The sequence below is a fragment of the Methyloterricola oryzae genome, assembly GCF_000934725.1.
Classification (GTDB): domain Bacteria; phylum Pseudomonadota; class Gammaproteobacteria; order Methylococcales; family Methylococcaceae; genus Methyloterricola; species Methyloterricola oryzae.
In genome coordinates, this window is record NZ_JYNS01000001.1 from 120,398 (window position 1) to 134,154 (window position 13,757).

11 protein-coding genes and 1 tRNA gene are annotated in these 13,757 nt (G+C 64.4%); 4 read left to right on the plus strand and 8 right to left on the minus strand.

What is annotated here, in order from left to right:
* Positions 1-91: 91 nt before the first annotated feature.
* Positions 92-955 (plus strand): tRNA nucleotidyltransferase/poly(A) polymerase-related protein, encoded by an 864-nt coding sequence (locus tag EK23_RS00470; RefSeq protein ID WP_045223320.1) that lies wholly within the window; start codon positions 92-94, stop codon positions 953-955.
* A gap of 184 nt (positions 956-1,139) precedes the next feature.
* Positions 1,140-4,187 (plus strand): transglycosylase domain-containing protein, encoded by a 3,048-nt coding sequence (locus EK23_RS00475; protein ID WP_200892047.1) that lies wholly within the window; start codon positions 1,140-1,142, stop codon positions 4,185-4,187.
* 26 nt (positions 4,188-4,213) lie between these two features.
* Here EK23_RS00475 and EK23_RS00480 read toward each other — a convergent pair whose 3' ends face one another.
* Both EK23_RS00480 and EK23_RS00485 read right to left on the minus strand, forming a co-directional pair.
* The gene (locus EK23_RS00480) at positions 4,214-5,719 is read right to left on the minus strand and encodes an aldehyde dehydrogenase family protein (protein WP_045223322.1); all 1,506 of its coding nucleotides are present in this window, start codon (positions 5,717-5,719) and stop codon (positions 4,214-4,216) included.
* A gap of 115 nt (positions 5,720-5,834) precedes the next feature.
* A complete protein-coding gene (locus tag EK23_RS00485) occupies positions 5,835-6,293 on the minus strand; it encodes a CoA-binding protein (RefSeq protein ID WP_045223323.1) in 459 nt (152 codons plus the stop codon).
* Positions 6,294-6,680: 387 nt separating this feature from the next.
* Here EK23_RS00485 and EK23_RS00490 point away from each other — a divergent pair, with 387 nt between their 5' ends.
* Positions 6,681-7,517 (plus strand): hypothetical protein, encoded by an 837-nt coding sequence (locus tag EK23_RS00490; protein WP_045223324.1) that lies wholly within the window; start codon positions 6,681-6,683, stop codon positions 7,515-7,517.
* Positions 7,518-7,525: 8 nt separating this feature from the next.
* Positions 7,526-8,905 (plus strand): cytochrome P450, encoded by a 1,380-nt coding sequence (locus EK23_RS00495; RefSeq protein ID WP_052807762.1) that lies wholly within the window; start codon positions 7,526-7,528, stop codon positions 8,903-8,905.
* 107 nt (positions 8,906-9,012) lie between these two features.
* Here EK23_RS00495 and EK23_RS00500 read toward each other — a convergent pair whose 3' ends face one another.
* The 6 genes from EK23_RS00500 to EK23_RS00525 all read right to left on the minus strand — a co-directional run bounded on the left by EK23_RS00500 (position 9,013) and on the right by EK23_RS00525 (position 13,717).
* A complete protein-coding gene (locus EK23_RS00500) occupies positions 9,013-9,228 on the minus strand; it encodes a SlyX family protein (protein ID WP_045223325.1) in 216 nt (71 codons plus the stop codon).
* Between the two features lie 42 nt (positions 9,229-9,270).
* On the minus strand, positions 9,271-10,242 hold the full coding sequence (gene hflC, locus EK23_RS00505) for a protease modulator HflC (protein ID WP_045223326.1): 972 nt from the start codon (positions 10,240-10,242) through the stop codon (positions 9,271-9,273).
* Positions 10,239-11,213 (minus strand): FtsH protease activity modulator HflK, encoded by a 975-nt coding sequence (gene hflK / locus EK23_RS00510; RefSeq protein ID WP_097990808.1) that lies wholly within the window; start codon positions 11,211-11,213, stop codon positions 10,239-10,241. Before hflK ends, hflC begins: the two co-directional genes overlap by 4 nt.
* Positions 11,214-11,266: 53 nt before the next feature.
* A complete protein-coding gene (locus EK23_RS00515; RefSeq protein WP_045223328.1) occupies positions 11,267-12,304 on the minus strand; it encodes a hypothetical protein in 1,038 nt (345 codons plus the stop codon).
* Positions 12,305-12,377: 73 nt separating this feature from the next.
* The gene (locus EK23_RS00520) at positions 12,378-13,514 is read right to left on the minus strand and encodes a hypothetical protein (RefSeq protein WP_045223329.1); all 1,137 of its coding nucleotides are present in this window, start codon (positions 13,512-13,514) and stop codon (positions 12,378-12,380) included.
* Between the two features lie 127 nt (positions 13,515-13,641).
* A tRNA-Ala gene (locus EK23_RS00525) sits at positions 13,642-13,717 on the minus strand.
* Positions 13,718-13,757: the final 40 nt, after the last annotated feature.

Sequence of the window (13,757 nt, forward strand, 5' to 3'; positions counted from 1 at the left end):
CACTGAATTTCCCCGAGACGCAGCCGCTTACCGTTGACGCCCGCGCCATTCTACCGTGACCATTGGGAAAATTCATTAAGGCGGGCCCACCATGAATTCCGACTCACCCATACGCTCCTCGGAGCTGGTTCAGACCGACCCGGCGCTGGGCATCCTGCGTCTGGCAGCCCTTTCCGCCGGCCCCGGCGGCCGTCTCGACGACGACACCCTGGACCTGATGTACGAGCAGGTGGAGGCCGGCGTGCTGGAGACCGTGGCGCCTGCCGCCATCTGGCCGGAACTGGAACGCGGGCTGATGTCGCAAGCCCCTTCCCATATGTTGCGCGCCCTCTCCGAGTGCGGCGCGCTGCGCGTCATATTGCCCGAGGTGGCCGCCGTCTTCGGCGTGCCGCAGATCTCCGACGATCCGAGCCAGGTGGATATCGGCTTGCACCTGCTGCGGGTGCTGGACGAGGCGGCGGCCTGCCATGCGCCTTTGCCGGTACGCTACGCGGCGCTGGTGATGCACGTGGGCAAGGCGGACTCGCCGAAGGAACACCTGCCCGTCCATTACCGGCATGTGGAGCGCGGCCATCCCCGCATCCTGGACCTGAGCCAGCGCTTCGGCGTCTCCGATGACTGCCGCGAACTCGCCCTGCTCGCCCTGGCGGAGCTGGAACGGGTGCATCGGGTCACGCCGATGCGTGCCGGACCGATCGCCGCCATGCTGGAGCGGGTGGACGCCTTCCAACGACCCCAGCGGTTCCAGCAGTTGTTGACGCTGTGCGCCTGCGACTACCGCGCCTACGGCAACCGCAACTTCCCGGAATACCCCAAGGCAGCTTTGCTGCAGGCCGCACTGGAAGCCTGCTCCGGAATCGACGCGACAGTTGCCGGCGACGCCTTGCAGGAAGGCCGCGCGCAGGCCATAGCCGCGGCCCTGCGGTCCGAGCGCTGGTCGGTCTGGGCGGAATGAGGCAGGCGCGCGTGGCCGTGCTACCCCGGGATGAAGCGGTGCCCGCTGGCCCCGTGGCGGCCCCGCGAAAATATTTCGTCCGGCAAGGCGGTTTCGTCCGCACGGGGGTCCCCGCGCCGGTCTAAGCTTTTGCTAAATTTCATTCAGCCTTCCGACTCGATGTATGAAAGGATGCGGGAAGTTATTGTTCAGGTTGTTACTCACCGGTGCCGTGGTCGGCCTACTGGCAGTCGGCGGCTATGCGGCACTCAAGGAAATGCGCAGTTCCGACCTGCAGGCGCGCTATTTATCGGAGCTGGCCGCCCGGATGTCCTACCGCCTGGAAAAAGGACCCACGAACGCGGTGCGCTACCCCCAGGCAGGCCCCTATGACATCCGGCTGGGCTACGCCCTGCTGCCCCAGTTCGCCCAGCGCCTGCGCAACCAGGGCTTCGCGGTAGCCAGCCAGGCGCGCTTCTCGCCCAAGCTGCTCGAGGTGGCGGAACGCGGTTTGTTTCCGCCCTATCCAGAGAAAACCCAGGCCGGCCTGAGCCTGGTCGATCGCGACGGCAACCCGGTGTACGAGGCCGTCTACCCGGCGCGAGTCTACCCGGCGTTCGACGCCATTCCGCCGGTGATTCTGAATACCCTGCTCTACATCGAAAACCGGGAGCTGCTGGATGAGGAGCATCCGCACCGCAATCCGGCGGTGGAGTGGGACCGTCTGGCGCGCGCCAGCCTCGACCTGGTCGCGCGCAAACTGGGCGCCGGCATTCATGTCCCCGGGGGCAGCACCCTGGCCACCCAGATCGAGAAATACCGCCACTCCCCCGAAGGCCGCACGGATTCAGCGCGGGAGAAGCTGCGCCAGATGGCCAGCGCCGCCCTGCGCGCCTATCTGGGCGGTGCGGATACCACCCAGGCGCGGCGCGAGATCGCCCTGACCTACCTCAATTCCATGCCGCTGGCGGCGATACCCGGCTACGGCGAAGTGAACGGGCTGGGCGACGGCCTTGCCGCCTGGTTCGGCGCGGACTTCGCCGCCGTCAACAAGCTGCTGGGTCAGGCCGCCGGCCTCACCGGTGAAAATCTGGGAACAGCCCAGGCCCAAGCCTATCGGCAGGTGCTCTGCCTGCTGCTGGCGCAGCGCCGCCCCTCCTATTACCTGCTGGCCGGGCGCGAAGACCTGGAGCAGCTGGCGGACCAGCACCTGCGCCTGCTCGCCAACGAGCACGTCATCCCCGCCGGGTTGCGCGATGCGGCCCTGGCCGAACGCAGCCGCTTCAACGACAAGCCGCAGCCGGTGCCTGCCCGCTTCTACGTGGACCACAAGACCCAGAATGTCCTGCGCACCCGGCTCGCCATGTCCCTGGGGGTGAAGCGCCTGTACGATCTGGACCGGTTGGATGCCAGCGCCCGCGCCACCCTCGACCCGCGCACGCAGACCGCCGTCACCGCGGCCCTGCGCCGCCTGAGCGAACCGCAGGCCGCCCTGGATGCCGGCGTCATGGGCTTTCGCCTGCTGGATGCCAACAATGACCTGAGCGACATCGTCTACAGCCTGGTGCTCTACGAACAGGGCCCGCAGGGCAATCTGCTGCGGGTGCAGACCGACAACCAGAACGATCCGCTGGACATCAGCGACGGCATCAAGCTGGACCTCGGCTCCACCGCCAAGATGCGCACCATGGTGCATTACCTGGAATTGATCGCGGAGTTGCACCAGCAGTATGCCGGCACCCCGGCCAAGACCCTGAAGTCGGTTGAACTGCACCCGCGCGACTACCTCTCGCGCTGGGTCATCGATCAGCTCCTTGCCACACCACAGATCGGCCTGCCCGACATCCTGGAAGCCGCCCTGGAACGACGCTACTCCGCCAGTCCCGGCGAAGCCTTCATGACCGGCGGCGGCCTGCATGTGTTCGCCAATTTCAACAAGGACGACAACAACCGCATCATGAGCGTGCGCCGCGCCCTGGAGCAGTCGGTGAACCTGGTATTCATCCGCCTGATGCGGGACGTGGTCTACCACCACATCTACAAGCCCGGCGGGGTCGGGCGGTGGCTGGACGAGGACGACGCCCCCAGGCGCACGCAGTACCTGGAACGCTTCGCCGACGAGGAAGGCAGGACCTATATGCGCCGCTTCTACCGGAAATACCGGGACAAAGGGCCGCAGGAGGCGCTTGAACTCCTCACCAAGGGCGTGTATCCGGCGCCCAAGCGGCTGGCCACCGTCTACCGCTCGGTCAATCCCTCCGGCAGCCTGGCGGAATTCGAAAGCTATTTGAAGGCCCATCTGCCGCGCGGGGTCCTGGCCACCAGCGACATACCCAAGCTCTACGCCAAATACGCCATCGACAGCTTCGACCTGCACGACCGCGGCTACATTGCCCGCGTGCACCCCCTGGAACTTTGGCTGGTGGCCTATCTGGCCAAGCATCCCGGCGCCTCCCTGAGCCAGGTCAACGAGGCCAGCGTGTTCGAGCGCCAGCAGGTGTACCGCTGGCTGTTCAAGACCAACCGCCAGTTCGCCCAGAACAAGCGCATCCGCATGCTGGTGGAGCGGGAAGGATTCGCCATGGTCCATCAGGCTTGGAAGCGCCTGGGCTATCCCTTCGAATCCTTCACGCCCTCATACGCCAGTTCCATAGGCGCCGCCGGCGACCGCCCGGCGGCCCTGGCGGAGCTGATGGGCATCCTGCTTAGTGGGGGCCTGCGTTACCCCATGAACCGCTTCGACACGGTGCACTTCGCCGCCGCCACCCCCTACGAGATGGAGATGGCCCTGCCCCAAGCGGAACCGAAGCGGGTGATGTTGCCGGAAGTGGCCGCGGCGGCCCGCAAGGCACTGACCGGGGTGGTGGAAAACGGCACCGCCGTGCGCGTGCGCGGCGCCTACAAACTGGGCGGACAGGCGCTGATCATCGCCGGCAAGACCGGCACCGGCGACCACCGCCGCCGCATCAATGGACCCGGTGGCCGCTTGCTGGCGGAGGAAGTGGTCAGCCGCACCGCCACATTCACCTTCATGCTCGGCGACCGCCACTTCGGCGCACTCACCGCCTACGTCAAGGGACCGGCGGCCAGCCGTTTCCACTTCACCAGCGCGCTGCCGGTGCAGGTGTTGAAATCGCTATCGCCGACCCTGATTCCCATGCTTGCGCGCTCGGAAACCCCGGCGGCGCCCACCCGGGAGAATGCCCTGGCGGCCGTCAGCGAGGCTGGCCCGGCGAAAGCGGCGGCGCGCTGAAGGGCGCCGCCCGCGCGGAGCGAAGCCTAGGCGTCCAGGTTGACGGTGACCGCCTTCACCTCGGTGTAGTTGTTGAGCACATCGTGCCCCATCTCCCGACCCCACCCGGACTGCTTGTAGCCACCGAAGGGCAGCGCGGCGTCGAACACGTGGTAGCAGTTGATCCACACCGAACCCGCCCGTAGCCGCGCCGCCGTGCGGTGGGCCTTGCCGATGTCGCGGGTCCATACCCCGGCCGCCAGGCCGTAGATGGTGTCGTTGGCCACCGGCAGCACCTCTTCCGGCTCGCGGAAGGGCATCGCGGTCACCACCGGCCCGAAGATTTCCTCGCGCACCACCTTCATGTCCGGCTGCACATCCACCAGAACCGTGGGTTCCACAAAATAGCCGCGCTCGCCGCAGCGCTTGCCGCCCACCAGGGCGCGGGCGCCCGCGGCCAAACCCGACTCCAGGTAGCCGGAGACAGTGTTCTGCTGCTCCTGCGACACCATCGGGCCCATCTGCGTCTGCGGGTCCAGGCCGGGTCCTAGGCGAATCCTTCCGGCCACCTCGGCCACGCCTTCCACCACCCGGTCAAAGACCTTCTCCTGGATGTAGAGCCTTGAGCCTGCGTTGCAGCACTGGCCATGGTTGAAGAAGATGGCGTGGGCCGCGCCGGGGATGGCCAGATCCAGATCGGCATCCGCATACACCACATTGGGCGACTTGCCGCCCAGTTCCAGGGTGAGCTTCTTCAAGTTGCCCGCCGCAGCCTTGACGATGAGCTTGCCCACTTCCGTCGAACCGGTGAAGGCCACCTTATCCACGTCCGGGTGCGCCGCGATGGCCGCCCCGGGCACCGGGCCGCCGGTGACGATGTTCACCACGCCGGGGGGAATACCCGCTTCCAGTATGAGTTCACCCAGGCGCAGGGCCGACATGGGCGTTTGCTCGGCGGGCTTGAGCACCACCGTGCAACCAGTAGCCAGCGCGGGCCCCAGTTTCCAGGCCGCCATCAGCAGCGGGAAGTTCCACGGGATGATCTGCCCAACCACGCCCACCGGCTCGCGTAGCGTGTACGAGAGAAACCGGGAGCCGGGCATATACGGCACGCTGATGGGCACTGTCGTGCCCTCCAGCTTGGTGGGCCAGCCCGCCATGTAGCGGAACATCTCGATGGAGAGCGCGACGTCGGAGGCCAGGGCGACACGCTTGGGCTTGCCGTTGTCCAGGCTCTCGATCTCGGCAAACTCTTCCGCGTGCGCCTCCAGCAAATCCGCCAGCTTCCAGATCAGCCGGCTGCGTTCGGACGGCTTGAGATCGCGCCAGGGGCCTGACTCGAACGCCGCCCGCGCCGCGCGCACGGCGCGGTTGACGTCCTCCTCTCCGCCATCGGCCGCCTGGCTGACGGTCTCGCCGGTTGCCGGATCGATGACTGCAAAGCTGGCCCCCGACGCCGCGTCGACCCAATCCTGGCCGATCAGCAAGCGGTGTCTGCGGTTGAAAAATGCCTGTACCGGGGCGCTGGCCCCTTTGCCTGTCAAACTGCTCATGCCTCCTCCTTCTCTCTTCTTGTGGTGTTAAGCGCTTCGGCTCCTTATCGGCAGCGCGTAGGCTCTTCAGCGCGTACTGCTTTGACGCGCCCGGACGCCAGCCGTTCCCCGGTCGTCAGGCGCGCACCGGCAGAGCGTGGGCATAGCGCCGGTATTCGACCATCAGACAGCGGTCCTGAACCACCAGGATGCCTTCGGCCGCAAGGCGTTCCGCCACCGCATCATGGCGGATGCCGGACTGGAACCAAACCGCGCGCGGGCGTATGGCAAGGAGTTCTTCCAGGTGGGCCGGCAGGTCCACCGGGCGGCGAAACACATCCACCAGGTCCAGGGTTCCCGGCACCTCCGCCAGGCTGTGGTAAACCGGTTGCCCCAGGATATGAGTCACTGCCGGTTCGTGCAGGGCCACGGGGACGATCTCCAGACCCATGTGCGCCAAGGCGGCGGGGACGTAGAAGGCGGGCCTGTCCCGGTAGGCCTCGGAGCGAATGCCCAACACCGCCACGCGCCGGACCTGCGACAAGAGTCCCGCGATCTGGACGTCGGTGGTCAAGACTCGTGGATTCTCCGCCATGTCATGCCTTCCTCTCCGCACAGCGGAATCTAGATAAACGGCGCCAAAAGCGCACTTCGCGAATAAGCGTAGGCAGAAGATGCCAGCAACCCGTGAAGCCGCGGCAACCAGAAATTTCTTTATAATCTGCGGGCCATCGACGATAAAATGCCGCTATGACGCACCCATGAAGCGACCAGGGCACGACCTAGAAAGCCACTTCGCGCCTGCCGCGGGCTGCCGCCGTATCCTCAGCCAGATGCAGTCGCAGCTTGCCGCGCCCGCCCCGTGCAAGGCCACTTTCGAGATACGGCACTATAAGCTGCGCCTCATCAATAAACCATCCGCGCATTCTGGGAACCCAGGTTGGGACATCGACCCACTCACGCACAATTAGGAGTCACCCCGATGAGAATTCTGCCCTACATCGCCTGCCTCGGGCTCATGCTCTGGCTGCCAGCCAAGGCCCCGCTCGCCGGCATGCTCACCAAGGAATTGGTCGGAATGCCCAGCGTGCCGGCGGTAATCGTCACCGGCGCCTCCATCGGATCGGGCCAGTGGCCGGTGTTGCGGCGCCGCATCGGGCTCCTGACGCCACACAGCGAGACCTCGTCCATACCGGGCTATTTTGGCCTTGGCAGCGTGCTCGTGGAAAGAGCTCAGGGTGCGCTGCAGGTATTCACCCTGGCTCGGGCCGCAACCACCTCCTACGATCTGCCCAACGGGCGCTACGATGCCGTGGGCGACGGCAGCGTGCCGTTCTGGCCAAGCCTGAAAAACCAGTTCGATCAGGGTTTCCGATACAGCCAAGTGCCTACCGGCGCCGGTCTGGCCTCGACCGCGACGCATCTGATCATCACCCTGCCGGACGATTGCTATTTCGCCGTAGATTTCGCCGTGCCCGGCTGTGTCACCCGCATGATCGCCAACACCGAAAGGGCTGTGCAAGCGGCGCGCGCGAAAGGCCTCAGCGTCATCGTGGAACTCCAGAACAACCTCGATGACCTTAATATCGAGGGCGTCCCCGGTCTCATCACGACGGAGCAGTATCTGGCGCTTTCCGCCGCCTGGGATAATGCCTTCAAGAACCGGGAGCAGGATAAGATCTTCACCATCAACCTCTACCAAGCGGCGCATGTCGACCCTGCCGTTGATCTGCTGGATGGCGTAAACCATTTGACCCATGCAGCCATGGTGCGCGCCGCCGACCAGATGCTGCAACTGATATACGCCACCGCGCCTTGAGGCCCGGCGTGAGCGCGCCCCTGCCCTCCCGAGCGCCCACGCTGGCTCCCGGGCCGCCAGGTGATTTTCTGCTCGGCAACCTCGGGACTTTCAAACGCCACCCGCTGCAGCAGATGGGCGAATGGTTCGACACTTACGGCGACCTGGTGCGCTTTAGGCTCGGAACCCATGTGCTGCACATGCTCAGCCACCCGCGGTTGGCGCAGCAGGCCCTGATCGATCAGCCGGAGCTCTTCGTAAAGACCTACCGGCCGGAGCAGCCGCGGGGCATCGCCCTGGTGCTGGGCCAAGGCCTGGTAACCAGCAGCGGAGCCCTGTGGAAGCGGCAACGCCGTCTCATCCAACCCCTGTTCCATCGCAGTTCCGTGGGCGCCATGGAAGACGAAATCATCGGCGCGGGTGAGCGGCTGCTGGAACGTTGGAACCGGCTCGGCGACGGCTCGGTGGTGGATGTGGGCGAGGAGATGATGCGGCTGACCTTGGAGATCATCACCCGCACCATGTTCGGCACCAGCGTGTTGGACCAAGTCCACGTGCTCGGACCTGCCCTGAAGACCGCATTGGAATACGCCGCGCAGAGCATGCAGAACCCCTTCCTGCGGCCAGTCTGGGTGCCGACGCCAGGCAATCTGCGCTTTAGGCGCGCCAAGGGCATTCTGCACCGGCTGATCGGTGGGCTGATCGCGCAGCGGCGTCAAGGGGGGATGCGCCGCGGCGACCTGCTGGACCTGCTGTTGGAAGCGCGCGACCCGGAAAGCGGCCAGGGCATGGACGACGCCTTGATCCGCGACGAGGCGCTGACCGTGTTTGCCGCGGGCCACGAAACCACGGCGGTGGCGCTGACCTGGACCTGGTACCTGCTGGGACGGCACCCCGAGGCGAAAGACCGGCTCCAGCGGGAACTGAGCGACGTTCTGGGCGGGCGCAATCCCCGCGTGGATGACCTGCCCCGACTGCCCTTCACCCGCGCGGTCTTCGAGGAGGCGCTGCGGCTCTATCCGCCCGCCGTCGGCATCATGCGCCGGGTGACGCAGGATACGCACATGGAAGGCTGCCTGCTGCCTCGCGGCTCGACGGTCTTCGTGAACATCCGCAATATCCACCGCCACCCGGAATACTGGAGCGATCCGCACCGGTTCCAACCCGAACGCTTCCTGGACGAAGCCGGCAAGCCCGCGCACCGCCTGGCTTTCATGCCTTTCGGCGCAGGGCCCCGGGTCTGCGTGGGGAATCACCTCGCGCTCACCGAAGCCTGCCTGATGCTGGCCCTCATCGCCCAGTTCTATGATTTGGAGCCGGTGTCACCAGAACCGGTCGAGCCGGCACTGGCGGTGACACAGAAACCCGACCCGGGCCTATTCATGCGCCTGCGCCGCCGCGCAGCCTGAAGCGATCGCCGCCCTGCTCGGCACCCGCAGTTGGCGTGCCGTCTCGTCGAGAACGGATTTTGACCCGCTCGTTCCAATGGCTTGGCTGCTTGAACGAAGCCGCGGCCTCAATAATGGGGCGGTCTTTCCTCTGCAGCGGGATCGGCACCTTCCGCCAGCGCCGACAGGCGCTGCACCCGATCCAGCAAGACCCTGACCGTGGCCTCCAGTCGGTCGATCTGCAGTTGCTGACGGCTGACGACATCGTTCAGCGTCACCACCAGATCGTCCTGATAAGCCAGCCGGCTTTCCAACTCCACCAGTCTTTGCGTCAGTATGTCCATGGATACCTGCCCGATGTGCCCGTGGTTCAAAATCCCGGCGACTCAGTGGCCGCCCTTGTCCTCCGCGCGCTTGAGCAGCGCGTAGAGATCGCTGCGGGTGGACAGCACCAGGGTGGCATCGCCATCCACCACCCGGCGGTAGGTGTCCATGCTCTTGAGGAAGCGGTAGAACTCGGCCGCCTCCGGCTTTTGCGTGTAAGCCTTGGCATAGATCTCCGTGGCCTTGGCGTCGGCCTCGCCGCGGATCTCCTGCACCCGCTTGTAGGCGGTGGAGGCGATCTCGTTGATGTCGCGCTCCTTGTTGCCGTTGATGCGGGCGGCCTCGCCCTCGCCTTCCGAGCGGAAACGCTGGGCGATCTGCAGGCGCTCGCTGATCATGCGCTGATAGATGCGCTCCAGCACCTCCGGGTTGTAATTGATGCGCTTGAAGCGCACGTCCAGCAACTCGATGCCAAACTCCGCCAGCTTGGGCGCGGCCGCGGCGAAGATGCCCTTCTCGATGGCCACCCGCCCACTGTGGATGGGGCGCAGCTGACCCAGATTGCCCAGGCTGGAAGCGGCGTCCATCAGGCTCTGATCCTGCAGCGGCTGCCGGTCCTTGTCGGTGCGCACCACCTCGATCAGCTCATGACGGGCAATGGCGGTGCGCGTTTCGCTTCCGAGTATGTCCTCCAGGCGCGACTGCGCGCTGCGCTCGTCGCGCAGCCGCAAGTAATAGCGCATGGGATCGGTGATGCGCCAGCGCGCAAAAGTGTCCACCTGCACGTAGGTCTTGTCCTTGGTGGACATCTCCACCATGGGGCCGTCCCAGGCCAGATAGCGCTTGTCGAAACGGTTCACCTGCTGGATCAGGGGCAGCTTGAAATGCAGGCCCGGCTCAGTGATGGGGTCGCCTACCGGTCGGCCGAACTGGGTGACGATCACCTGTTCGGTCTGGTCCACGGTAAAGGCGGCACTCAGCGCCACCAGGCCAATGAATGCGATGGCAAGGGCCAGCTTGGGCGAGAGGTTCATTTCGATGCCTCCGGCGGCGTCGGGAAGGGCAGCATGGGCAGGATCTGCTGCACCGTGTCATCGACGATGATCTGTTGGCGCGCCTGGGGCAACACCTCGCCCAGGGTCTCCAGGTAGATGCGTGTGCGGGTCACCTCGGGCGCCTTGACGTACTGCTCCAGGACCGCGCCGAAAGCCGCCACATCGCCCTCGGCCTCGTTGATGCGCTTGAAGCGATAGCCTTCCGCCGCACGCACCTGCTGGTCCGCCTCGCCCCGGGCGCGCGGCACCGCCTTGTTGTACTCACCATTGGCCAGGTTGATGACATTCTCCCGGTCCTGCTGCGCCCGGTTGACCTCGTTGAACGAAGGCTGCACCGGCTCCGGCGGATTGACATTCTTGAGCTGCACCTGATTGATGGACACGCCGAGTTGATAGAGCCCGGCCAGGTCCTTGATGCGCAACAGTGCCGCCTCCTCGATTTCCTGACGCCCGATGGTGATGATCTCGTCCACCGTGCGGTCGCCCACAACCTCGCGCATCACCGCTTCCGAGATATCGCGCAGGGTCAGGCCGGGCTGGCGCACATCGAACAGGTATTTTTCGGGCTCGGTGATGCGGTACTGCACGATCCACTCCACCAGGGCGGAATTCAGGTCGCCCGTCACCATGGAGCGTTCCTTGTCCGGGTCAACACCGACCTGGTCCGGATTGGTGTATTCCGACGTGGCGAAACCGAACTCCAGCTTCTGCTGGCGCTGCGTCGGCACCACCGTCACCTGATCCACGCCGAATGGAATCTTGAAGTGCAGGCCCGGCGGCACCTTGGCGATGAACTTGCCGAAGCGCAGCACCACGCCCTCTGACTCGGCGGGAATGGTGTAATAACTGGTCCAGAGAAACACGAGCACCAGCAGGACGGACAGAACCGTGCGCAGCGGCACCCGGGTCGAGACGGCAGGCAAATCCCAGCGAGGCTTATCGCCATTCATGACAGAGTCTCCTTCCATTGGCCTGTCCGAAACATTCGGGCACGGCCTTTACATCACCGGCAGCCGCCCCGAGAGGCGAGCACTGCGGGGCAAGCGCGCTGAATGAAGCCATCCCGCTGAACGATATAGGGTTTGATGTCGTTCTGAAAGCTGATGACGCCCGGCTTCTCGGGTTGGTCCCAGACGATGTAATTCAATGCCAGGCCTGACGGCGGATCACTGGTGCCGAAATCGAAGATCGCCCGCACGTCGCTGCCGTTGAGCACGGTTTTTTGTACGCGTGGATCCTGCACCGACATTTCCAGGGGTATCTTGTGGGCGTATTGCTGCCAGGGCGCGGGATACGCCCAGGTCTTCAACTTGGGATCCAGGTCCGGGGCGCCGACGCCGATGCCGAGACTACATGCGTGAGCGAAAAGCTCCGGTATGCCGGGCCCCCAGTTCAGCCATTTGAACACCACCGTATGCGGAAAGGCCTGAGCCAATGCGCTCATGCCGCGCTTGGACTGATCGATATAGGCGCGATCGCTGTAGCCGTCCAAGTTAGTGCCCTTTTTCTCCATGCTGTCTTCCTCCATCATGACCGCCTCAAAGTTCGGGTGGCTGTCATAGCGTTGACCCAAGGCCTGGTACAGAGCGATCAAACGGTCCTGCACCGCCGGATTGTGCCGTAGCACCGTGCACTTTTTACCGACGCGGGACTGCCCGCCGCCAAAAGCCGGCGTCCGCAAGTAGGCCGGTGCGCAGTCCTGATCCTTGAAGCTCCGATCCGCAACCTGAATGATGAGTTGCAGGCCGGCTGATTGAACGGCCTCCAGTTCACGGTCTATCGCGCTGAAATCGTACTGGTCCTTGTCCTTCTCCAGATCCCACCAGCCATGAATGACACTGATGCCTTTGAAGGCAGGGCTGGATTGAGCCTGCCGTATCTGGACTGAAATGTACTTGCCCCAGTAGGCATTGAGGTAATGCCCAGGGTGCCACTTGTAACCTGGCGAATGGATCACCGCATCGGGCTTCGAACCGGGCTCGGAACAGCCGCTCGCGGCGAGCAGGCACAGGAACACCCCGGCTAAACGGAACTTGGACATCGCGATCTTTCCCCCGTAGATAAAATTGCCGTGGCCCGCGCCACGATGAACTCCTGGCAAGAACAGACTGCCCTCAGCCTCGTCCGAACGGCCCTAGGTCCCCAAGGAAATCGTCAAACGCGCGCGGCTTCGGAACCTTGTAGGCCTTGAGCCACGCCTTGAGGTTCTGGGTATCGGCATGCGCAGCCAGGTCCCGTTTGACCATGGCGATCTGGTAGCGCAAGCCCTGGATGTCATCGCGCAATCGGGCCATCAAGGCCCTGGGCGTCACCACGGCATAGGGCGGCAGGTTCAGCTGCATCTTCCATTCCCGTTCGATTTCAGCAATTTCCCGCTGCAATTCATCGGACTGCTCCTTGAGCAAGCGGTTATAGGACTCGAGGCGGTCCTCGGCGATCTGGTTGATGTGGCCCTGATCGATCTGCTCCGCCTGCAACTGCAGTTCCAGCAATGCAAGCAGGTCTTTCTTGCCATAAGCCTGGTTGACTTCCTGCATCAGCCGCGTCTTGCGCTCGCGCTCGTGGGGGTCAGGCTCCCGGTCTGGATGCAACTGGGTGGCCAGTTTGCGGTAGATCTCCTGGATGGATTGCTTGATGCGGAGACGCTCGGCCTCCTGTTGCGCCTCCAGCGCCACTTGCTTCTTGCTCTTCTTGCGTTTGGCCTGGCGGGCCTCGCGTTCGGCCCGCTCCGCCTGCATCTGGTCCTGAAGAAAATCCTGGAGCTTTTCCGGCGAGCTCGTGTCCACATGCTTTAGGTCCATCCCCAGCATGTCCTCCATCATCGACTTGATATATTCGCCCGCACTCGCCTCCATGGCGCGCTGGTCCTCATCATAATCGGCGTCACTGTGCCGGTTGTAGATTTCCTTCAATTCATCGTCGCGCCCCCCCGTGATGAGCGAACCGGCGACCTCACGGATCAGATGGCTGAGTTTGCGGCGCTCGGGCTTCTTGAAGGCGGAGTTTGAATGGGCCTCATCCAGCAGGCGCAGATGCTGGGTCTCCAGGGCACGGTACTCGTCAATCAGCGGTTCGTAATCCTTCGCCGCATACTGATGAATGCGGGGTATGGATTCGGACCACTCGTTGAGGCTCGCCTTCTGCTTGTCCAGCTTCTTGATCAGGCTATTGAAGCGCTTCTGTGCCCTGCTCAAGCCCGCCGGGCCAGTTCTGGCGACGATCTGCACGGAGTTTGGAGGAATCGGCTTCATCGTGCGTGAGGATGAGATGGATGGAGGTGCCTCATTGTATCAGCGCCGCTCGCGGCGCCGAAAACCTCATGCCACGCCGGAACCCCGGACACAAAAAAGGCCCGGAAACTATCCGGGCCCTGGTGTCTGGTGGAGATGATGAGGATCGAACTCACGACCTCCGCATTGCGAACGCGGCGCTCTCCCAGCTGAGCTACATCCCCGACTGCCGCATGGCGGCGATCCAACTGTATGACCATGTCA